Source organism: Caballeronia sp. LZ062 (assembly GCF_031450785.1).
Taxonomy (GTDB): Bacteria; Pseudomonadota; Gammaproteobacteria; order Burkholderiales; family Burkholderiaceae; genus Caballeronia.
The window spans coordinates 1,791,872-1,810,354 of the sequence record NZ_JARTWB010000002.1 but is presented as its reverse complement, the minus strand read 5'-3'; the positions used below and the strand labels follow the sequence as shown (position 1 = coordinate 1,810,354).

General features: G+C 64.8%; 19 protein-coding genes and 2 tRNA genes. 10 read left to right on the top strand and 11 right to left on the bottom strand.

The window, feature by feature from the left end; genetic code table 11:
* Window positions 1–38: 38 nt before the first annotated feature.
* The 3 genes from P9239_RS14565 (at window position 39) to P9239_RS14555 (ending at window position 2,969) form a co-directional block, all read left to right on the top strand.
* On the top strand, window positions 39–1,355 hold the full coding sequence (locus tag P9239_RS14565; RefSeq protein ID WP_309752000.1) for a replication-associated recombination protein A: 1,317 nt from the start codon (window positions 39–41) through the stop codon (window positions 1,353–1,355).
* 118 nt (window positions 1,356–1,473) lie between these two features.
* The gene (gene serS / locus P9239_RS14560; RefSeq protein ID WP_309751998.1) at window positions 1,474–2,769 is read left to right on the top strand and encodes a serine--tRNA ligase; all 1,296 of its coding nucleotides are present in this window, start codon (window positions 1,474–1,476) and stop codon (window positions 2,767–2,769) included.
* Between the two features lie 109 nt (window positions 2,770–2,878).
* Window positions 2,879–2,969 (top strand) — tRNA-Ser (locus P9239_RS14555).
* Between the two features lie 98 nt (window positions 2,970–3,067).
* On the opposite strand, the gene P9239_RS14550 is transcribed toward P9239_RS14555, so the two are convergent.
* Window positions 3,068–3,418, bottom strand: a complete 351-nt coding sequence (locus tag P9239_RS14550) for a hypothetical protein (protein ID WP_309751996.1) — start codon at window positions 3,416–3,418, stop codon at window positions 3,068–3,070.
* Between the two features lie 220 nt (window positions 3,419–3,638).
* On the opposite strand from P9239_RS14550, the gene map reads away from it, so the two are divergent.
* From map to minE, 5 genes are all read left to right on the top strand, one after another.
* Window positions 3,639–4,421: a type I methionyl aminopeptidase gene (gene map, locus P9239_RS14545; protein WP_309751994.1), complete on the top strand. Its 783-nt coding sequence runs from the start codon at window positions 3,639–3,641 to the stop codon at window positions 4,419–4,421.
* A 160-nt stretch (window positions 4,422–4,581) separates the two neighbouring features.
* Entirely contained in the window at window positions 4,582–5,106 is a 525-nt protein-coding gene (locus P9239_RS14540) for a GNAT family N-acetyltransferase (RefSeq protein ID WP_309751991.1), read from the top strand.
* A gap of 117 nt (window positions 5,107–5,223) precedes the next feature.
* The gene (gene minC, locus P9239_RS14535; RefSeq protein ID WP_309751989.1) at window positions 5,224–6,006 is read left to right on the top strand and encodes a septum site-determining protein MinC; all 783 of its coding nucleotides are present in this window, start codon (window positions 5,224–5,226) and stop codon (window positions 6,004–6,006) included.
* 78 nt (window positions 6,007–6,084) lie between these two features.
* Window positions 6,085–6,900, top strand: coding sequence for a septum site-determining protein MinD (gene minD, locus P9239_RS14530; protein WP_309751986.1), 816 nt, complete (start codon window positions 6,085–6,087; stop codon window positions 6,898–6,900).
* Window positions 6,901–6,909: 9 nt separating this feature from the next.
* Window positions 6,910–7,164 (top strand): cell division topological specificity factor MinE, encoded by a 255-nt coding sequence (gene minE / locus P9239_RS14525; RefSeq protein ID WP_008350955.1) that lies wholly within the window; start codon window positions 6,910–6,912, stop codon window positions 7,162–7,164.
* A 106-nt stretch (window positions 7,165–7,270) separates the two neighbouring features.
* Here minE and P9239_RS14520 read toward each other — a convergent pair whose 3' ends face one another.
* Window positions 7,271–8,650, bottom strand: a complete 1,380-nt coding sequence (locus P9239_RS14520) for a chloride channel protein (protein WP_309751975.1) — start codon at window positions 8,648–8,650, stop codon at window positions 7,271–7,273.
* Window positions 8,651–8,913: 263 nt separating this feature from the next.
* Window positions 8,914–9,093, bottom strand: a complete 180-nt coding sequence (locus P9239_RS14515) for a hypothetical protein (protein ID WP_309751973.1) — start codon at window positions 9,091–9,093, stop codon at window positions 8,914–8,916.
* A gap of 214 nt (window positions 9,094–9,307) precedes the next feature.
* Here P9239_RS14515 and opgC point away from each other — a divergent pair, with 214 nt between their 5' ends.
* On the top strand, window positions 9,308–10,486 hold the full coding sequence (opgC, locus tag P9239_RS14510) for an OpgC domain-containing protein (RefSeq protein WP_309751972.1): 1,179 nt from the start codon (window positions 9,308–9,310) through the stop codon (window positions 10,484–10,486).
* A gap of 556 nt (window positions 10,487–11,042) precedes the next feature.
* Here the strand turns inward: opgC and P9239_RS14505 are convergent.
* Entirely contained in the window at window positions 11,043–12,347 is a 1,305-nt protein-coding gene (locus P9239_RS14505; RefSeq protein WP_309751969.1) for an MFS transporter, read from the bottom strand.
* 282 nt (window positions 12,348–12,629) lie between these two features.
* Window positions 12,630–13,127 (bottom strand): TonB family protein, encoded by a 498-nt coding sequence (locus P9239_RS14500; RefSeq protein ID WP_309751967.1) that lies wholly within the window; start codon window positions 13,125–13,127, stop codon window positions 12,630–12,632.
* Window positions 13,128–13,260: 133 nt separating this feature from the next.
* On the opposite strand from P9239_RS14500, the gene P9239_RS14495 reads away from it, so the two are divergent.
* A complete protein-coding gene (locus tag P9239_RS14495; RefSeq protein WP_175939749.1) occupies window positions 13,261–13,419 on the top strand; it encodes a hypothetical protein in 159 nt (52 codons plus the stop codon).
* A gap of 28 nt (window positions 13,420–13,447) precedes the next feature.
* Here P9239_RS14495 and P9239_RS14490 read toward each other — a convergent pair whose 3' ends face one another.
* The 6 genes from P9239_RS14490 to rph form a co-directional block, all read right to left on the bottom strand.
* Window positions 13,448–13,768 carry a hypothetical protein gene (locus P9239_RS14490; RefSeq protein WP_309751964.1) on the bottom strand — a complete coding sequence of 107 codons (321 nt, stop codon included), beginning with the start codon at window positions 13,766–13,768 and terminating at the stop codon, window positions 13,448–13,450.
* A gap of 573 nt (window positions 13,769–14,341) precedes the next feature.
* Window positions 14,342–14,431, bottom strand: a tRNA-Ser gene (locus P9239_RS14485).
* A 44-nt stretch (window positions 14,432–14,475) separates the two neighbouring features.
* Window positions 14,476–15,666 carry an MFS transporter gene (locus P9239_RS14480; RefSeq protein WP_309754058.1) on the bottom strand — a complete coding sequence of 397 codons (1,191 nt, stop codon included), beginning with the start codon at window positions 15,664–15,666 and terminating at the stop codon, window positions 14,476–14,478.
* A 29-nt stretch (window positions 15,667–15,695) separates the two neighbouring features.
* Window positions 15,696–16,919, bottom strand: coding sequence for a radical SAM family heme chaperone HemW (gene hemW / locus P9239_RS14475; RefSeq protein WP_309751962.1), 1,224 nt, complete (start codon window positions 16,917–16,919; stop codon window positions 15,696–15,698).
* Window positions 16,916–17,545 (bottom strand): RdgB/HAM1 family non-canonical purine NTP pyrophosphatase, encoded by a 630-nt coding sequence (gene rdgB, locus P9239_RS14470; protein ID WP_309751960.1) that lies wholly within the window; start codon window positions 17,543–17,545, stop codon window positions 16,916–16,918. Before rdgB ends, hemW begins: the two co-directional genes overlap by 4 nt.
* On the bottom strand, window positions 17,538–18,296 hold the full coding sequence (gene rph / locus P9239_RS14465; RefSeq protein WP_309751959.1) for a ribonuclease PH: 759 nt from the start codon (window positions 18,294–18,296) through the stop codon (window positions 17,538–17,540). The genes rdgB and rph overlap by 8 nt, the downstream gene beginning before the upstream one ends.
* Window positions 18,297–18,483 lie beyond the last annotated feature (187 nt).

Below are 18,483 nucleotides of genomic sequence, written 5' to 3'. Positions count from 1 at the left end.
TCCATTGCTTCAATCGCTTCAAATTGCGTCCACAGCACATGTTCGAAGAAAACCGTGGCACCGTTCCGCTCGCGGAGCGTCTGCGTCCCCGCAGCATCGACGAAGTCATCGGGCAGAAGCATCTGCTCGGGCCGAGCAAGCCGCTGCGCGTCGCGTTCGAGTCGGGCGAGGCGCACTCGATGATTCTGTGGGGGCCGCCCGGCGTCGGCAAGACCACGCTCGCGCGCCTCATGGCGGCGGCCTTCGACGCCGAGTTCATTTCGCTGTCGGCGGTGCTCTCCGGCGTGAAGGATATCCGCGAGGCGGTCGAGACCGCGCAGATTCATCGCGCGAACGGGCGGCAGACGCTCGTGTTCGTCGACGAGGTGCATCGCTTCAACAAGAGTCAGCAGGATGCGTTCTTGCCGCACGTCGAATCCGGACTTTTCGTGTTCGTCGGCGCGACCACCGAGAATCCGTCGTTCGAAGTGAACAGCGCGTTGTTATCGCGCGCGGCCGTGTACGTGCTGAAGAGCCTCGATGCCGACGAGCTCAAGGAACTGCTCGAACGGGCGACCGCGGAACTCGGCGGACTGACGTTCACGGACGAAGCCCGCGAGGCGCTCGTCGGTTCGGCCGACGGCGACGGCCGCAAGCTGCTGAACAATCTGGAAATCGTCGCGCGGGCGGCGGCGCAGCAAAAGAAAACCGAAGTGGACGGCGCGCTGCTCGGCAGCGCGCTCGCCGAGAATCTCCGCCGTTTCGACAAGGGCGGCGACGCGTTCTACGACCAGATCAGCGCGCTGCACAAGTCGGTGCGCGGCAGCAATCCGGACGCCGCGCTGTACTGGTTCTGCCGCATGCTCGACGGCGGCGCGGACCCGCGTTATCTCGTGCGGCGCATCGTGCGCATGGCGTGGGAAGACATCGGGCTTGCCGATCCGCGCGGCGCGCGCATCGCCCTCGACGCAGCCGAAACGTACGAGCGCCTCGGCTCGCCGGAGGGAGAACTCGCAATCGCGCAGGCGCTCATCTATCTCGCCGTCGCGCCGAAGTCGAACGCGGGCTACAACGCGTATAACGAGGCGCGGCGCTTCGTCGGCCGGGATCAGTCGCGCGGCGTGCCGGTGCATCTGCGCAACGCGCCGACCAAGCTGATGAAAGAGCTCGGCTACGGTCACGAGTACCGCTACGCGCACGACGAGCCGGACGCGTATGCTGCCGGCGAAACGTATCTGCCCGACGGTATGCGCGATCCGCACTGGTATCACCCGACGCCGCGTGGCCTCGAAGGGAAGATCGGCGAAAAGCTCGCGCGGCTCTCCGAACTCGATGACGCCTGGCGCCGCGAGCATCAGGAGCCGAAGAAGCGCTGAGCGCCGTTTCACTGCTGGACGCAAGCCATTTCGCCAAGCGATCCCGCGACGCCCGCGAACGCCGATGGCCGTGCGCTAAAATCGGCGTTTCCGAATACTTAACAAACGCAGCCCCGCCATGCTCGACATTCAACTTCTCCGCAAAGACCTTGACGGCGTCGCGAAGCGCCTCGCCGATCGAGGCTATACGCTCGACGTCGCCGCTTTCGCCGCGCTCGAAGCCGAGCGCCGCGAGATTCAGACGCGCACCGAAGAACTGCAGGCGCGCCGCAACAGCCTGTCGAAGCAGATCGGCGCGATGAAGGGGCGCGGCGAGGATACGTCGGCGGTGATGGCGGAGGTGAGCGGCATCGGCGACACCATGAAGGAATCGGCAGCGAAGCTGGAAGAGATTCAGACGCGCCTGTCGGACCTCATGCTGACCGTGCCGAACCTGCCGCACGAAAGCGTGCCTGTCGGTCAGGACGAGACGCAGAACGTCGAGGTGCGGCGCTGGGGCGCGCCGCGTTCATTCGACTTCGAAGTCAAGGATCACGTGGACGTCGGCGCGCCGCTCGGCCTCGACTTCGAGACCGGCGCGAAGCTCTCGGGCGCGCGCTTCACGCTGCTGCGCGGGCCGATTGCGCGGCTGCATCGCGCGCTCGCGCAGTTCATGATCGACACGCACACGGAACAGCACGGTTACACGGAGGCGTACACGCCGTACATCGTGAATCCGGAGATTCTTTACGGCACGGGCCAGTTGCCGAAGTTCGCCGACGACATGTTCCGCGTCGAGAAGGGCGGCGACGAGAATACGGTCACGCAGTACCTCATCTCCACGTCCGAGATTTCGCTGACGAATACGGTGCGCGACAGCATCCTCGAGGCGAGCGCGCTGCCGGTGAAGCTGACCGCACATTCGCCGTGCTTCCGTTCCGAGGCGGGTTCCTACGGACGCGATACGCGCGGCCTGATTCGCCAGCATCAGTTCGACAAGGTGGAGATGGTGCAGGTCGTCGCGCCCGAACACTCCTACGCGGCGCTCGACGAGATGGTCGGTCAGGCCGAAGCCATTTTGCAGAAGCTGGAACTGCCGTATCGCGTGATCACGCTCTGCACGGGCGACATGGGTTTCTCCGCCACGAAGACCTTCGATCTGGAAGTGTGGCTGCCCGCGCAGAACACGTATCGCGAGATTTCGAGCTGCTCCAACACCGAAGCGTTCCAGGCGCGGCGCATGCACGCGCGTTTTCGGAACGCGCAGAACAAGCCGGAGTTCGTGCATACGCTCAACGGCTCGGGGCTTGCCGTCGGGCGCACGCTCGTCGCGGTGCTGGAGAACTTCCAGAACGCGGACGGCTCGGTCACGATTCCCGCGGCGTTGCGTCCCTATATGCGCGGCGCGGAGCGAATCGAAGCGCCTGCGGCTTGACGTTAATTTGCAAAAAGGTGCTTGGAAAGCTTTCGGGACTTCGATATACTTCGATTCTTCGTTGAGCACGACCCGTTCAGCGAAGGCCGGCAGCAGCAAGCTGGTAGACGGAAAGGTGGCAGAGTGGTCGAATGTACCTGACTCGAAATCAGGCGTACGGTTTCCCCGTACCGTGGGTTCGAATCCCACCCTTTCCGCCAAGACATCAAAACCCCGCAAGTCGTCAGACTTGCGGGGTTTTCGTTTTGGGGCGACGGTTTCGGAGCTAGGCGAGCGGCGCGACGGCCGCTCGTCGCCTTCAGACCGCGCAGCGCGCCACGTCGAAGCGCAGTTCAGGTTCCGGCACGCCACCGTCGTCGGACGCGGCATGCTGCACCTTCACGATCGACCCGTAGCCCGAAGGCGTCAGCGTGACGAGCCACGCATTCGACCCGACGAGAAGCTCCGTCGACCCTTGGTCACGCGTCATCTTCGCGGAAGGCAGCATGCGCTGCAGGCAGCTCGATATGTCAGACGCCGTGCGCGCCGACGAGACATAGATCACCGGCTTCGACGCCCGCAATTCGGGGCCGCTCGTCGATCCGCACGCGGCGAGCGCCGCCGCAGCCGACGCGAGAACACAAGCAAAGGTCAAGCGATACAAGCTCATAACACTCCGTACAAAAAGTCGATCCGCCGCAGTCGACCACAGTCGAAGATGCATCGCAAGGGCAGCGATCCCGCGCGATTCAAAGCCTCGAAGCAGCCGGCGACGAAAGCGGGAATGCTATCATCGGCCTCATTGTCCTCGTGCGCGGCGCGCGTCGAACGTTCGCGAACGGCGGCGCAGCGCCCGCATGCAGGCGGCACGAATCCATCCGCATCGCTCAATGGCCATCACGCTCAAGACTCCCGCCGACATCGAAAAGTTGCGCATCTCAGGCCGCATGGCCGCCGAAGTTCTCGCGATGATCGCCGAACATGTGCGGCCCGGCGTCACCACCGACGAACTCGACGCCCGCTGCAACCGGTTCATCGTCGAGGAACTGAAGGCCGTGCCGGCGAACGTCGGCTACATGGGATTTCCGAAGACGGTCTGCACGTCGGTGAATCATGTCGTCTGTCACGGCATCCCCGGGCCGAAAGAACTGAAGGACGGCGACATCGTCAACATCGACGTCGCGATCATCAAGGACGGCTACTTCGGCGACACGAGCCGCATGTACTACTCGGGCACGCCGGGCAAGGAAGCGCGCCGCCTCACCGAGACGACCTACGAAGCGATGCTCGCGGGCATTCGCGAGGTGCGTCCGGGGGCGACACTCGGCGACATTGGCTTCGCGATTCAGTCGGTCGCGCACCGCGAAGGTTTCTCGGTCGTGCGTGAGTATTGCGGCCACGGCATCGGCCGCGTGTATCACGAAGATCCGCAAGTGCTGCACTATGGTCAGAAGGGCGCGGGTCTGCGCCTGAAACCCGGCCTCGTGTTCACCATCGAGCCGATGATCAACGCGGGCCGCGCGGCCACGCAGCAATCGCGCGACGGCTGGACCGTGACCACCAAGGACCGTTCGCTGTCCGCGCAGTGGGAGCACATGGTCGCTGTCACCGACGACGGCTACGAAGTGCTCACGCCGTGGCCGGACGGCACGGGCGCATATCAGACGCCTTGAGCCGCGACTCGCGCCGACGTGTGCGCTGTAAGGCACTTTCCAAGGATTTAGGAATTGACGGGTTCGCCCGTTCGGTTGAAGCTACGCGAATGGGCGATGTGCCCGAGCCGCCGCGAGGCGCTCGGATTACAGCCAGGAAGCCAGAGAGATAATTGCCCGCATGAGTCCCTCACTGACCGTCAGCCGCATTGCCGCGCACCAGGGCTCGGTTCTGCGCGAGCTTCGCACGGCGTCGCTGCGCGAAGCGCCGTATGCGTTCGGCGAGACGCTGGAAGATGCGCTGCTCGTCGATCCCGCGTCGTTCGATCAGACCGCCGCGCTGCACGCGACGTCGCCCCGGCTCGCGACGTTCCTGCTGTACACCGAAGGTCATCCCGCAGGGCTCGTGCATGCATACATCGAAGAGAGCGGCGACAAGCGCGCGTTCGTGAGCGCACTGTGGGTCGCGCCGGCGGTGCGCCATCTGCGCGGCGGGGAACTGCTCGTGAACGTCGCGTCGGAATGGCTGGCCGGGCAGGGCGTAGCGGAAGTACATGCCTGGATCGCCGACGAAAACCGCACCGCGATGCGCTTCTACGAAAGACTCGGCTTCGGTCCCACGGGCGACCGCCGCGCCATGCCTCCGAACGAGCAGGAAGCCGAATCGCTCTATGTGCGTCATGTGAAGCCCGGGCGCGACGCCTGAGACTTTCGGGCGCATCTCGTCGCGCGTTCTTCTTTTCCAGCAGCTGAAAATCGGTCCTAAAAAATATGGCCGCGAGCGTGTACGCCTGTAAAATACGCAAAATTTTTGGCCGTTCTTATGTCGCTCAACAAAACGCCCTTCTTCGAACTGCGCAGCGGCTCCGTCGACACGCTTCTCTTCGTCGTCAAGACTCCCGACCTCGATGCCCTGCGCACCGAACTCACGCGGCGTTTCGAGGCAACTCCCGAATTTTTCGCCAATGATGTCGTCGCCATCGACGTGCGGCGTCTCGCCGGTACGGGCAATGGCGGCGAAGGCGAACGCATCTCGCTCGCGGAGCTGGAGACGTTGTTGAAGAGCGTGCGCATGCGGCCGGTCGGCGTCGTCGCGCTGCCCGCGCAGACGTGGGCGATTCAATGGGCGAACTCGGGCGGCCTGCCGATTCTCGAAGCACGCGACCGTCGCGGCGCGCCGAAGCCTTCGGTGGACGAAGCCAAGCCGAACACGGAAGCCGCCGCCGTCATCGAAGCGGCCGTCGCCAAAGAACCGCCGCCCGCCGTGCCGCAACCGGCGACCATCATCGACCGGCCGCTGCGCTCGGGGCAGCAGGTCTACGCGAAGGGCGATCTCATCGTGCTCGGGCTCGTGTCGTACGGGGCCGAGGTCATCGCGGAAGGCAACATCCACGTCTATGCGCCGCTGCGCGGCCGCGCGCTCGCCGGCGTGCACGGCAATCTCGACGCGCGCATCTTCTGCACGTGTCTCGAACCGGAACTGATCTCCATCGCGGGGATCTACCGGACGACCGAGAACCCGCTGCCCGCCGACGTGGCGAGCAAGCCCGTGCAGATCTGGCTGGACGATGAAAAACTCATGATCGAACCGCTGCGGCTGACCTGAAGCCGCGCGCCCGGTGCGTTGGCGCGCGCTCATGCAGGAAGCGCAGGCGGACCCATTTGACGAACACAAGGTACTTGTATGGCAAAAATCATTGTGGTGACTTCGGGGAAGGGCGGCGTCGGCAAGACGACCACGAGCGCGAGTTTCGCATCGGCGCTCGCGATTCGCGGCCACAAGACGGCCGTGATCGACTTCGACGTCGGTCTGCGCAACCTCGATCTCATCATGGGCTGCGAGCGCCGTGTGGTGTACGACCTCATCAACGTGATCCAGGGCGAGGCGAATCTGCATCAGGCGCTCATCAAGGACAAGAAGTGCGAGAACCTCTACATCCTCCCGGCGTCTCAGACTCGTGACAAGGACGCGCTCACGCTCGAAGGCGTCGAGAAGGTCATCAACGAACTGATCAAGATGGACTTCGAGTACATCGTGTGCGATTCGCCGGCCGGTATCGAGTCGGGCGCGCTGATGGCCATGCACTTCGCCGACGAGGCGCTTATCGTGACGAATCCGGAAGTCTCGTCCGTGCGCGACTCTGACCGCATTCTCGGCATTCTGGCTTCCAAGACGAAGCGCGCGATGGAAGGCAAGGAGCCCGTGAAGGAGCATCTGCTCATCACGCGCTACAACCCGAAGCGTGTGTCCGAAGGCGAGATGCTGTCGCTTAGCGACATCCAGGAGATTCTGCGAATCGACCTCATCGGCGTGATCCCGGAATCGGAAGCGGTGCTGCATGCATCGAATCAGGGTTTGCCGGCGGTGCATCTGGACGGCACGGATGTCGCGGAAGCCTACAAGGACGTGGTGTCGCGTTTCCTCGGCGAGGAAAAGGCGCTGCGTTTCACCGACTATCAGAAGCCTGGTCTGCTGCAACGCATCTTCGGCACCAAGTAAGGGGACGCAATGTCGATTCTTTCGTTTTTGCTGGGCGAGAAGAAGAAGTCCGCTACGGTCGCGAAGGAACGCTTGCAGTTGATCATTGCGCACGAGCGCGCGGGTGGCAAAGCCGCCGCCGATTATCTGCCGGCGTTGCAACGAGAACTGGTTGCCGTGATTTCGAAGTACGTGAAGATTTCCGATGACGATATTCGGGTGAGCCTCGAACGTCAGGACGATCTCGAAGTGCTGGAAGTGAAGATCGAGATTCCGCAGGCCTAGCGCCGCCATCGGTCCGCGCGGCGCTGCTGTCGCGGACATCGAAATGAAAAAAGCCAGGATCGGGTGATCCTGGCTTTTTGCTTTGGCGCGCTATCGTTTGCGCGCGCTATTTCTGCGATGCAGCCGCCTCGGCAGCCGCCTCCGTCTCGGGGTCCGGCACTTCGGGTGAAGGTGCCGCCGGATGCGCGAGCGGCGTCATATAACGCTCCGACAGCGCCTCGTACAGCGGCGGGGCGAACACGCGCGACACGCGGCTCGAGATGAGCGCCGTGGCCATGAGCGAGATGACGAGCGCGTGACCGTTGATCATCTCCATCACGATGACGAACGCGGTGATCGGCGATTGCGTGACGGCAGCGAGATAGCCGACCATTGCGAGCGCGATCAGCATGGGCAACTGCATGTCGGCGAACACCATGTGCAGGACGTTGCCGAAGCCCGCGCCGATGGACAGCGACGGCGCAAAAATCCCGCCGGGAATGCCGGGCAGATACGAGCCGATCATCGAGATCATTTTCAACAGCGGATAAAACACGGACAGATGCTCGCGCCCTTCGAGCAGACCGCGCGCTTCCGCGTAGCCGCTGCCGAAGGTGTTGCCGCCCGACACGATTCCTACCGCCGCGATCACGAGCCCGCACAGCGCGGCGAACGCGACCGGCTGCGACGCGTGCAGCTTGCGCAGCGGCGCCGGAATCCACTTGCTCGTGTTGAGCAGCAGCCAGCAGAAGACGCCGCCCGCGATGCCGGTGACGATCGCAGTCACCACGACAGCCACGGCCAGCAGTTTCGGAAAATGCGCGCCGATGTCGATGGTGCCGAAGTACGTGTAATTGCCGTTGAGCCCGAGCGCGACGATACCCGCGATGATGATGCCCGTGATGAGCACGCCGCTCGCGCGAACCTCGAAGCTGCGCGTGAGTTCCTCGATGGCGAACACGATGCCCGCGAGCGGCGTGTTGAACGCCGCCGAGAGTCCGGCAGCCGCGCCGGCCAGCACGAGCTGGCGTTCGATGAGCGAGTTCGAGCGCGGATAGAAGCGCCGCATGTTGAACATGAGCGCCGCGCCGACCTGCACCGTCGGCCCTTCACGACCGATGGTGAAGCCGCCGAGAATCGCGAGGAACGAAACGGCGATCTTGCTCGCGAGAATTCTGAGCGTCAGCAAGCGTCCGCCCGCCGCCGATGTGGGACTGTGCAGCACGGCGATGACTTGCGGAATGCCGCTGCCTTCCGAGCCGCGAAAGAACGCGCGCGTGACGAACACGCACAGCGCCGCGACCGCCGGCGTCACGATGAGCGGCAGCCACGCGTGCTCCGCGCGAAAACCCATGAAGAGGCCGTAGCCCCAGTCGATGAGCCGCGCGTAATACACGGCGACCAGACCGACGAGAATGGCGCCGAGCCAGAAGATGCCGTAGCGGCGCCAGAGGCTGCGCGTTCGGCGCGTGGTGACGGTCGAGATGGAACGGAGCGCGCGGATCATGCAAAGGCCATCGGCAAAGCGCCGATTATAGCGACGATCTCAAAATAGCATTTCGCGACGCAGGCGCCGGACGGCAAGCTGGAGCAGAAAAAAGAACAGGCGCGAGGCTTTCGCCAGGCGCCCAGGAAACGCTCCCGTCAATCAGGAGCGGAGAGGAGAAGGGAGCCGGGCGCGCCACAGGCAGCGAGACGACCGGCAATACAGTCTCCGACCGCGCCGGCTGACAAGAGTTCAAACAAATCGAAAGTCGGCCACGACTTCGGTCAGGCCGTCAGCATTTCGAAGGCGACGACCGCGGCAATCGCCCCGAGATTGGCGACGAGCGCCTCGCAGACCACGCCGCGCCACGTCGCGGGCCGAAACCTGATGGCGAGCAGCAAGGCGACCGAGAGCGCGATGGCGATCATCGCGACGAGATGGGAACTGACCAGATGAATGCGCATGTCGATTGTCCAGGATCGGTCTAACCGCGCACGGCGATTCCGACGAAAAAGTCATTTCTCCGTCAGCTTGCCGACCGTGTGCCGGTGTTACTTTGAATACACGTACCTGATTACGTTGCCACGGGAATTTTGTTTCGACGCTAGGTACAAACCCCGTATGCGCGCGATCGCTTCCGACAGGCGCGCCGACCGCAGTCCGAGGAGCAATCGCCAGATGACTTCCCCGCCGACACGTTCGCTCGAAGTCGATTTCTTTCGGGGAATCGTGCTTCTGATCATCGCGGTGGACCACATATCGGGAAGCGTGCTGTCGCGCTTCACGCTGCACCAATATGCGTTTTGCGATTCCGCAGAGGTCTTCGTGTTTCTGGGCGGTTACGCGTCGGCGGCGGCTTACACGGCGCTTGCGACGCGCCGGAGTGATTCGGCCGCTCGCCGTCGCTTTTTCCGGCGCAGCTGGGAGATCTACCGCGCGTATCTGCTGACGGCGGTCCTCATGCTGATCGGCGGCGCGCTCTTGATGCTGCTCCGTATCGATTCGCCGATGCTCCAGTACACCGAGTGGCCGGCGCTGCTCGCGCATCCGTTCACTCTGCTCTTCGATGTCGCGCTGTTTCGGCAGCAGCCGTATCTCTCGTCGGTCCTGCCGATGTATTCCCTCTTCGCGCTCGCGGTGCCGGTCGCGGTGCCGCTTGCCGAACGCAGGCCGGTCGTCGCCATGTTCGGCAGCCTGCTCGTGTGGCTCGCCGCGACGCCGCTTGCGAACGCGCTTCCGCCTTCCTACGCGCAGGCGTGGTCGTTCAATCCGTTGGCCTGGCAGCTCATGTTCATGACCGGCGTGCTTGCGCGCGTTCAGCCGATCAGCGACGGCTTTCACGCGGGACGCACCGCGCGCGCGCTCACGTGTGTGGCGGTCGCGTTTGCGCTGACGTTCGCGTTCGCGAAGCTCTTTCTGGAGACGCAGGCGCCGCCGGGCTACATGAAGCAGAATCTGGCGACGCTGCGTATCGTCAGCTTCGGCGCGGTCGCCTGGATCATCGCGCGTGCGGTCTATGCGGGCTGGATCGGGAGGCTCGCGCACAGACTGACGGGCGTCGTGACGGTCGGGCAGCAGGGGCTCGTGTGCTTCATCGCGGGCGCGGCGGTTTCGCTCGTGCTCGATTCGGCGTTGCGCGCGATGGGCGTCGAGAACCTCGGACGGTATCCGTCGCACTGGCTGGCGGGAATCGTCGCGGATGCGATCGCCGTCGGCTTTCTGCTGTGGCTCGCGCGATTCTGGGCGGAGCGGAAGGCGGCGAAGGCGACGCGGGTCTGCGTTGAGACGGCGCAGCGGCGCGCCGTGATCGAGCGACGGCCCGTGCCGGCGCATGCGGTGCATCGGCGGGAGCGGTGAGCGTTGCGACTATGTCTAGGCGAGCGCCGGGCAGGAAGCGGCGCAGGCCGATCCTACGCTGGCCGTCAACCTGCGATCGGTGACCGGATCAGCCGCTTCGGTGCCAGTGTCTGTTGTGCGCGGATTGGCAGGCGCGACATCCTCGGCGTGCGGTCTCGAGGCGGTTGATCCCCGACCGAAGCCAACCGCTTTTCTTCGATAGTTCGTCGCGCGGAAGAGCACGCGAATCGCGACGTCACGCCGACGCGACTGACGGGTGATTGCCGAAAGACCCGCCGCTCTGTTGCAGTGTCGGTTGCGCCGATCCACACGCCGACCGCAAAATCGCGACGTCCCGCGCACACGGTCCGCGGTGATGGCTGACCGGACTCACCGCTTCGACTCCGGCGCCTTTGCGGTGCTATATGCCCGCCGCAAAATAGCGACGGCCGTGCACGACGTCAACGCGCTGTTGCAGCCTAATAGCCGCACTCGTCGGTCTAGACGTCGCACGACTCCGCGCTCCGGCCGCCGAACCTCGACGGCCCGCGCCCACGCACACCGGTAACCGCCGCCCTCACTCCATCACGATGTCGCGTGTCTCGCGCATGGCGAGCACCGCCAGCAGGCTGACCGCCGCCGCCGCCGACACGTATCCGCCTACCCACGCCAGCCCGCCGCGATTCGCGAGCAGTTGCGCGATATACGGCGCCACGGACGCACCTAGAATCCCGCCGAGGTTATACGCGACGCCGGCGCCGGTGTAGCGCACGTTCGTCGGAAAGAGTTCGGGCAGGAGCGCGCCCATCGGGGCAAAGGTCGCGCCCATCAGAAACAGTTCGATGGTCAGGAAGAGCGCCACATACGCGGTGTTGCCGCTGCCGAGGAGCGGGGACATCGCGAAACCGGACAGGATTGCCGCGATGCAGCCGACGGCCAGCACCGGCTTGCGGCCGAAGCGGTCGCTCGCGATAGCCGAGATGGGCGTGGCAATCGCCATGAATAGCACCGCGAAGCACAGCAGCCCGAGGAACTTCTCGCGCGAGAAATGCAGCGTCGCGACGCCGTACGACAACGAGAAGACCGTCGAGATGTAGAAGAGCGTGTAGCAGACGACCATCGCGAGCGCACCGAGAAGCGTCGGCGCGAGATAGCGGCTGAAGAGCGTCGCGATGGGCACCTTCACGCGTTCCTGGCGTTCGAGCGCCGCACGGAACGCGGGCGTCTCGGCGATCTTCAGCCGCACATAGAGCCCGAGCGCCACAAGCACCGCGCTGACGAGGAACGGCACGCGCCAGCCCCAGCTGCGAAACTGCTCGTCCGACAGCGAGAGCGCGAGGCCGAAAAAGAGACCGTTCGACGCCAGAAAACCGACCGACGGACCGAGTTGCGGGAACATCCCGAAGAGGCCGCGCTTGCCTTGCGGCGCGTATTCGGTGGCGAGCAGCGCCGCGCCGCCCCATTCGCCGCCGAGCCCGATGCCCTGCCCGAAGCGCAGGACGCACAGCAGCACGGGCGCGAGGCCGCCGATGGAGTCGTACCCGGGGACCAAGCCGATGAGCGTCGTCGAGAGGCCCATCACCAGCAAGGAGGCGACGAGCGTCGATTTGCGGCCGACGCGATCGCCGAAATGCCCGAACAGGAACGAGCCGACCGGCCGCGCGAGAAACGCAATGCCGAACGTCACGAACGCGGAAAGCGCCTGCGCGGCGGGCGAGCCGTGCGGAAAGAACACCGGCCCGATGACGAGCGCGGCGGCGGTCGCGTAGACGTAGAAGTCGTAGAACTCGATCGCGGTGCCGATGAAACTCGCGAAAATCACGCGAGAGGTGCTTTGGGCGCCGTCGCCCGGTTTGGCGGCGGAAAGCGAGGGTGATGACATGGTGTCTCCGTTTATCGTGTGTGTGTCGTGTGTACTGCTCGCGCGCATCGGCGGATCGTGCTCGACGGGCGCTGCGTCATGCGTCTGGGGAGACGGGCGCGATGGCTCGGGCTGCGCAGGGCGTGATGCGCGAGGCTGGCGCGGGCGGGCCACGCTCGAGGAGCGCTTCGCACGTCGCGCGGGGTGAGCGCGTGGCGAAGGCCGGGCCGGCGGTGAGCCGGCGGGGGATGCCAAAAATTATAACGATCGTGCCTCGCGAGCGCCAATCTGTACCAATGCGCGCTAGTCGATGCTCGTCGCTTGCGGCGAGTGCGAGGTCTGAAGCTGGAACTGGCCGTTGTCGTTGAACATCCATCCTTCGAACAATTCGACCTGACCTTTGCCGTTTAAAAGGCGCGCGGGCGGTGGCGGCAGCGGCGCGGCGCGTCGCAGGGAGGCGAGCGCGGTGGCTTCGGCTTCGTCGTCGCCATTCGTCCGATACACGGACGACTGCACGAGCCGCCCGCCACGGTCCACCGTGAACGTGACGAGCACGAAGGACCGCAGCATCGCCTGCGGCGTGCCGTGCAGCACGAGCGACGGATTGCGCTCGAATATCCGCTCGGCGATGCGCGATTTGTACTGATCGAGCGTGAGGCCGGGCGCAGCGGACGGTGCGGCGGCGCGCGCCTGAACGACGCTCGGCGGCGGCGTGATCGTGCAGGCGGTCGTCGCGAGCAACAGCGCGATGCCAAGTGAGGCCGCGGTAATCCGGACGGGCGATGCGGGCGTCGCGATCATGATTCGTGAGGACGAGTGGCGCGCAGGGCGATAACGACATACTAGCTGCTGCGGGAGCCACCCGGTATTAGCGCTTTCCGGGTGCGGGTTTTGCTCCGTTACTTCGATACTTCGAACGTACAAGGAGGGAGTCATGACCGGTGAAACCAATCGTCCCGACGACGCGCAGCCTGCCGAGCACAGCGATAACGAGAAGAGCAAGCTGCCCGAGCGTGACGATCAAGGGCGCAAGCAGGCGCCGCACGACAATCCGGGCCAGCAGCCTGGCGAGGGCGAACCGCCCGTGGGTTGAGCGCGGTTGCGCGCACGTTCGCGCCGGGCTAGTCGGAGTAGGGCTTGACGAGCTCGGCGCAGTGCAGCGGCGAGGTCGATCGCGTGGCGGCAGATTCGGCGGCGCGCGTTTCGACGCAGCGGTACACACTGTTCGTTTTCTGCAGGATGTACGTGTCCTCGGGCAAGCCCGAACCGCGCGCGGCGACGCTCGTCACGCCGACGATGCCGTAGCCGTTCTGAATCAGGTCGAAGAACGTGGTGTCGGCAAGGCGCCATTGCGCGTTGGGCAATGTGTCCGCGTGGACCAAGGCCGGGCTGCAGCAGGCGGCGAGCGCCAGGACAAGTGTGATGTTGCGAGGGCGCTTCATCGGCAGGGCTCCGGTATTCCCATGAGCGCGGTTAGATGACGCAGAGTGCGCGGCGTTCACTTAGTGAGTTTGAAGAGACGCCGATGACGAAAAAAAGCCTCGCACGCGGCGAGGCCAAGCCAACCTACCATTGAAGGCTCCCGTCACGCGGATACGGGGGAACGCGTGAAGAAGCTCCACGACGATACGTGGCGGGCGATTGGGGCGCAATGCGGTTTGTCTGAATTTTGGGCGCGTGTTCGTGCGATGGTGAATGCTCGTCCAAGACGGGGAGCGCTGGGATTGCAACTCCCGCATGAGTAACTCTTTGCGATACTTTCCCGCCGCTGGGGCAGTCGGATCGAGCATCGGAGCTAGCCCGCTTGTTTCGGAATGATCGTGGGGGCGCGAGAGCCTCGGATAGATACTGTTGAGTCTTCCGAACGATGTGACGGCGCGGCGACTTGCTCTTTATCACGGTTGCGGGCATTTGCGCTGGCCGGAACGAGCGGGCTTGCCGGGCTTGTTGTTGACGAGCGAGCGCTTCTTCGCGCAGCTGTTGCAGGCAGCGGGGAACAAGCGGAGAGGCGATGCTGGCGGAGGCGGTGAGATTCGAACTCACGGAAGGATCGCTCCTTCGCCGGTTTTCAAGACCGGTGCCTTAAACCGCTCGGCCACACCTCCAGCAAGGCGCGTATTGTAGCGCAACTCGTCGGCGTCGAGCGACCTCAGCCTTCGAGCGTGCGCGTCGCCCGTAGCGCGGGAAAAAGCCGCATCCACAGAATCGCGACGATAATCGTTCCCAATCCGCCGATCAGCACCGCCGGCACCGCGCCGAACAATCCAGCCGTCATGCCGGACTCGAATTCGCCAAGCTGATTCGACGTTCCGATAAAGAGCGAATTGATCGCGCCGACGCGGCCGCGCATATCGTCCGGAGTCTGCAACTGCACGAGCGACATGCGCACGACCACGCTGATCACATCCGATGCACCGAGCGCCGCCAGCGCAACCAGCGAAAGATAGACGTTGCGCGAGAGCCCGAAGACGATCGTCGCGATGCCGAACGCAATCACGCCGGCAAAGAGCGCCGTGCCCGCGCGCCGCCGCAGCGGAAAATGCGCGAGCCAGATGGACCCGGCGAGCGCGCCCACCGCAGGCGCCGCGCGCAGAATGCCGAGTCCCCACGGCCCAGTATGCAGAATGTCCCGCGCGAACACGGGCAGCAGCGCCGTGGCGCCGCCGAGCAGCACCGCGAAAAGATCCAGCGACAGCGCACCAAGAATCACCGGCTTGCTGCGAATAAACGCGATGCCCGAGAACAGCGCCTCGAACGAAAGCGGCGCACGCATGCGCACGGCGTTGTCTATCTTGATCGCGCCGACCGCGCACGCCGCCACGAGAAACGCCACCGTCACCGCGCCGTACACCGTCAGCGCGCCTAGGCCGTAGAGCAGGCCGCCCATCGCGGGGCCGAGAATTTGCGCTGTCTGATTCGCGGAAGTCGACCAGGCGCTTGCGTGCTGCAACTGTTTTCTCGCGACGAGGTTCGGCAAAAGCGCCGCCATCGACGGCGATTCGAACGCGCGCGCCGCGCCCGTGATCGCGGCGATCGCGTAGATCGGGCCGGCGTGATTCCAGCCGCGCCACGCGTAAAGACACAGCGTGAGCGCCGCGATGCTCTCGACCGTCTGACAGACGTACGCAATCGTGCGCCGGTCGTAGCGATCCGCGACGTGCCCGACGACGAGCGTCAGCACGAACATCGGCAGAAACTGCGCGAGGCCGACGAGACCGAGCGCGAACGCGCTGTGCGTGATCGAGTAGACCTGCCAGCCGATTGCGACCGACATCATCTGAAACGCGACGGACGACATCACGCGCGCCGTCCAGAAGAGCGCGAACGGGCGATGTCGCATGACCGAACCCGGCGCCACCGTCGGGGCGCTCACTCTGCGGCATCCTGCAAGAACAGCTCCTGCAAATCGTTGAGGAAGCGTTGGCCGCGCTCGGTCGGCGCAATGCGCTCGAAATTCCGCGTGATGAGGCCGCGCTTTTCTGCTTCGACGAGCGCCGGCTCGATGGCCGAGAGCGCGAGTCCCGTGCGCTCCACGAAAGCATGCACCGGAAAGCCTTCTACCAGCCGCAGCGTGTTCAGCATGAACTCGAACGGCAGATCGCGCGGGCCGACTTCGCGCTCTTCCTGAATCGCGCTTTCAGTGGGCGACAACGCGTAATCCATATACGTCGCGGGATGCTTGAAGCGCGCCTGCCGCACGATCTTCGACGGAAACGACAGCTTCGTGTGCGCGCCCGCGCCGATGCCGAGGTAGTCGCCGAAGCGCCAGTAATTGAGATTGTGGCGGCTCTGCCGATGCGGCTTCGCATACGCCGACACTTCGTAGCGCTCGTAGCCGGCATCGCGCGTGCGCTCGTGGATCCAGTCCTGCATGTCGGCGGCGGCATCGTCGTCGGGCAGGGCGGGCGGGTATTTGGCGAAGAGCGTGTTCGGCTCCATCGTCAGGTGATACAGCGACAGATGCGGCGGCGCGAACGCAATCGCCGTGTCGATATCGCGCCGGCATTCGTCGAGCGACTGCTGCGGCAGCGCGAACATCAGGTCGAGATTGAAGTTGTCGAAATGCTTCGCCGCAATCTCGACGGCGCGCTGTGCCTGCGTCGCGTCATGGATACGGCCGAGCGCCTTCAGATGCGCCTCGTTGAAGCTCTGAATGCCGATGGACAGCCGGTTCACGCCGCTCGCGCGGAACGACGCGAACTTCGCCGCTTCGAACGTGCCGGGATTGGCTTCGAGCGTGATTTCGGCGTCGGCGTCGATGGGCAAGAGCGCGCGCGCGTCCGAAAGCAGCCTGTCGAGGCCCTTGGCCGACAGCAGCGACGGCGTGCCCCCGCCGATGAAAATGGTATGCACCTGCCGTCCCCAGACGAGCGGCAACGCGCGTTCGAGGTCGGCGCGCAAGGCGTCGAGATAGCGTTCTTCGGGGAACGTATCGTCCTTCCACTCGTGCGAGTTGAAGTCGCAATATGGGCACTTGCGCACGCACCACGGAAAATGCACGTACAGCGAAAGCGGCGGCAGCGACGTCAGCCGGATGCTTCCGGGCGACGTGAATGCCTGCACGATGTTGATCGTCTTCGGTCCGCTGCTCACGCGAGTTCCTTCAGTCGTTGCAGCAAGTCGCGCAATGCAAGCGCCCGATGGCTCACCGCGTTCTTGCGCGCCGGGTCCAGTTCGGCGGCGGTCGCGCCGAGCGCCGGCAGAAAGAAGTACGGGTCGTAGCCGAAGCCGTTCGCGCCGCGCGGCGTGTCGATCACTTCGCCGTGCCAGCGGCCTTCCGCGATGAGCGGCTCGGGGTCGTCGGCGTGGCGCACGAGCACGAGCACGCAGAAGTAATACGCGCGGCGGTCCGCTTCCTTCGCGAGATCGGCGACGAGCCGCGCGTTGTTCGCGGCATCGCTTTTTTCGCCGCCGTGCTTCATCGCGTAGCGCGCCGAGTGCACGCCGGGCGCGCCGTTCAACGCGCGCACGCAGAGGCCGGAGTCGTCAGCGAGTGCGGGAAGGCCGGTCAATGCCGACGCGTGACGCGCCTTTGCGAGCGCGTTTTCGACGAATGTCGGATGAGGCTCCTCGGCTTCCGGCACGCCCAGTTCGCCCTGCGCGATCAGTTCGATGCCCGCGGCGTTCAGGAGCGACGCAAACTCGCGCAGCTTGCCCGCGTTGTTCGACGCGAGCACCACGCGGCCGATGCCATGCCCGATGCCATGTGACTCAGACACCGTCGATCTCCAGTGCGGCCTTCTGCTTGGCGATCAGCGCCTTGATGCCGCTGTCGGCGAGATCGAGTAGCGCGTTCATTTCGTCGCGCGAGAACGGCGCGCCTTCGGCCGTGCCCTGCACTTCGACGAAGCCGCCCGCGCCGGTCATCACGACGTTCATGTCGGTATCGCACTGCGAGTCTTCTTCGTAGTCGAGGTCGAGCACCGGCGAGCCCTCGAAGATGCCGACCGAAATGGCCGCGACGAAATCCTTTACCGGCGATTGCGTGATGCGTCCGCTCGCGAGCAGCTTCGTCACGGCATCGTGCGCGGCGACGAACGCGCCCGTGATGCTCGCGGTGCGCGTGCCGCCGTCGGCCTGAATCACGTCGCAGTCGAGGTGCAGCGTGCGCGGGCCGAGCACGTTCAAATCGAAAACGGAGCGCAGCGCGCGGCCGATCAGGCGTTGAATCTCCTGTGTGCGGCCGGTCTGCTTGCCGCGCGCGGCTTCGCGGTCGCTGCGCGTATGCGTCGCGCGCGGCAGCATGCCGTATTCGGCGGTGAGCCAGCCTTGCTCGCGTCCGGTGAGAAACGCCGGCACGCGTTCGGCGATGCTTGCCGTGCAGATCACTTTCGTATCGCCGAACTCGACGAGCACCGATCCTTCCGCGTGCTTCGTGTAATGCCGCGTGATGCGCACGTCGCGCAACTGGCTCGCGCGGCGGCCGCTCGGACGCGGGATGGAAGGCTTGAGCAGGGGAGAGTCGGTCATGGTGAGCGAGGAAAGAGAGAGTCGGGCGCGGTTCGAGCCGTCGGTGCGCCAAGTGGCAAGATTTTATCGTCAATCAATGCGCCGCGTTTTCGGGCACGGAATGCACGGCGTCCCGCCCGGCTGGACGGCGGGCGCGGTAAAAATGGGATAATGCGGGTTCATCGCCCGGCGGCCAAACGCGTGCCAA

Bases quoted from the DNA above. Each gene is read 5' to 3' on its own strand.
- P9239_RS14565 (WP_309752000.1), top strand. From the start codon at position 39: ATGTTCGAAGAAAACCGTGGCACCGTTCCGCTCGCGGAGCGTCTGCGT.
- serS (WP_309751998.1), top strand. From the start codon at position 1,474: ATGCTCGACATTCAACTTCTCCGCAAAGACCTTGACGGCGTCGCGAAG.
- P9239_RS14550 (WP_309751996.1), bottom strand. From the start codon at position 3,418: ATGAGCTTGTATCGCTTGACCTTTGCTTGTGTTCTCGCGTCGGCTGCG.
- map (WP_309751994.1), top strand. From the start codon at position 3,639: ATGGCCATCACGCTCAAGACTCCCGCCGACATCGAAAAGTTGCGCATC.
- P9239_RS14540 (WP_309751991.1), top strand. From the start codon at position 4,582: ATGAGTCCCTCACTGACCGTCAGCCGCATTGCCGCGCACCAGGGCTCG.
- minC (WP_309751989.1), top strand. From the start codon at position 5,224: ATGTCGCTCAACAAAACGCCCTTCTTCGAACTGCGCAGCGGCTCCGTC.
- minD (WP_309751986.1), top strand. From the start codon at position 6,085: ATGGCAAAAATCATTGTGGTGACTTCGGGGAAGGGCGGCGTCGGCAAG.
- minE (WP_008350955.1), top strand. From the start codon at position 6,910: ATGTCGATTCTTTCGTTTTTGCTGGGCGAGAAGAAGAAGTCCGCTACG.
- P9239_RS14520 (WP_309751975.1), bottom strand. From the start codon at position 8,650: ATGATCCGCGCGCTCCGTTCCATCTCGACCGTCACCACGCGCCGAACG.
- P9239_RS14515 (WP_309751973.1), bottom strand. From the start codon at position 9,093: ATGCGCATTCATCTGGTCAGTTCCCATCTCGTCGCGATGATCGCCATC.
- opgC (WP_309751972.1), top strand. From the start codon at position 9,308: ATGACTTCCCCGCCGACACGTTCGCTCGAAGTCGATTTCTTTCGGGGA.
- P9239_RS14505 (WP_309751969.1), bottom strand. From the start codon at position 12,347: ATGTCATCACCCTCGCTTTCCGCCGCCAAACCGGGCGACGGCGCCCAA.
- P9239_RS14500 (WP_309751967.1), bottom strand. From the start codon at position 13,127: ATGATCGCGACGCCCGCATCGCCCGTCCGGATTACCGCGGCCTCACTT.
- P9239_RS14495 (WP_175939749.1), top strand. From the start codon at position 13,261: ATGACCGGTGAAACCAATCGTCCCGACGACGCGCAGCCTGCCGAGCAC.
- P9239_RS14490 (WP_309751964.1), bottom strand. From the start codon at position 13,768: ATGAAGCGCCCTCGCAACATCACACTTGTCCTGGCGCTCGCCGCCTGC.
- P9239_RS14480 (WP_309754058.1), bottom strand. From the start codon at position 15,666: ATGCGACATCGCCCGTTCGCGCTCTTCTGGACGGCGCGCGTGATGTCG.
- rph (WP_309751959.1), bottom strand. From the start codon at position 18,296: ATGACCGACTCTCCCCTGCTCAAGCCTTCCATCCCGCGTCCGAGCGGC.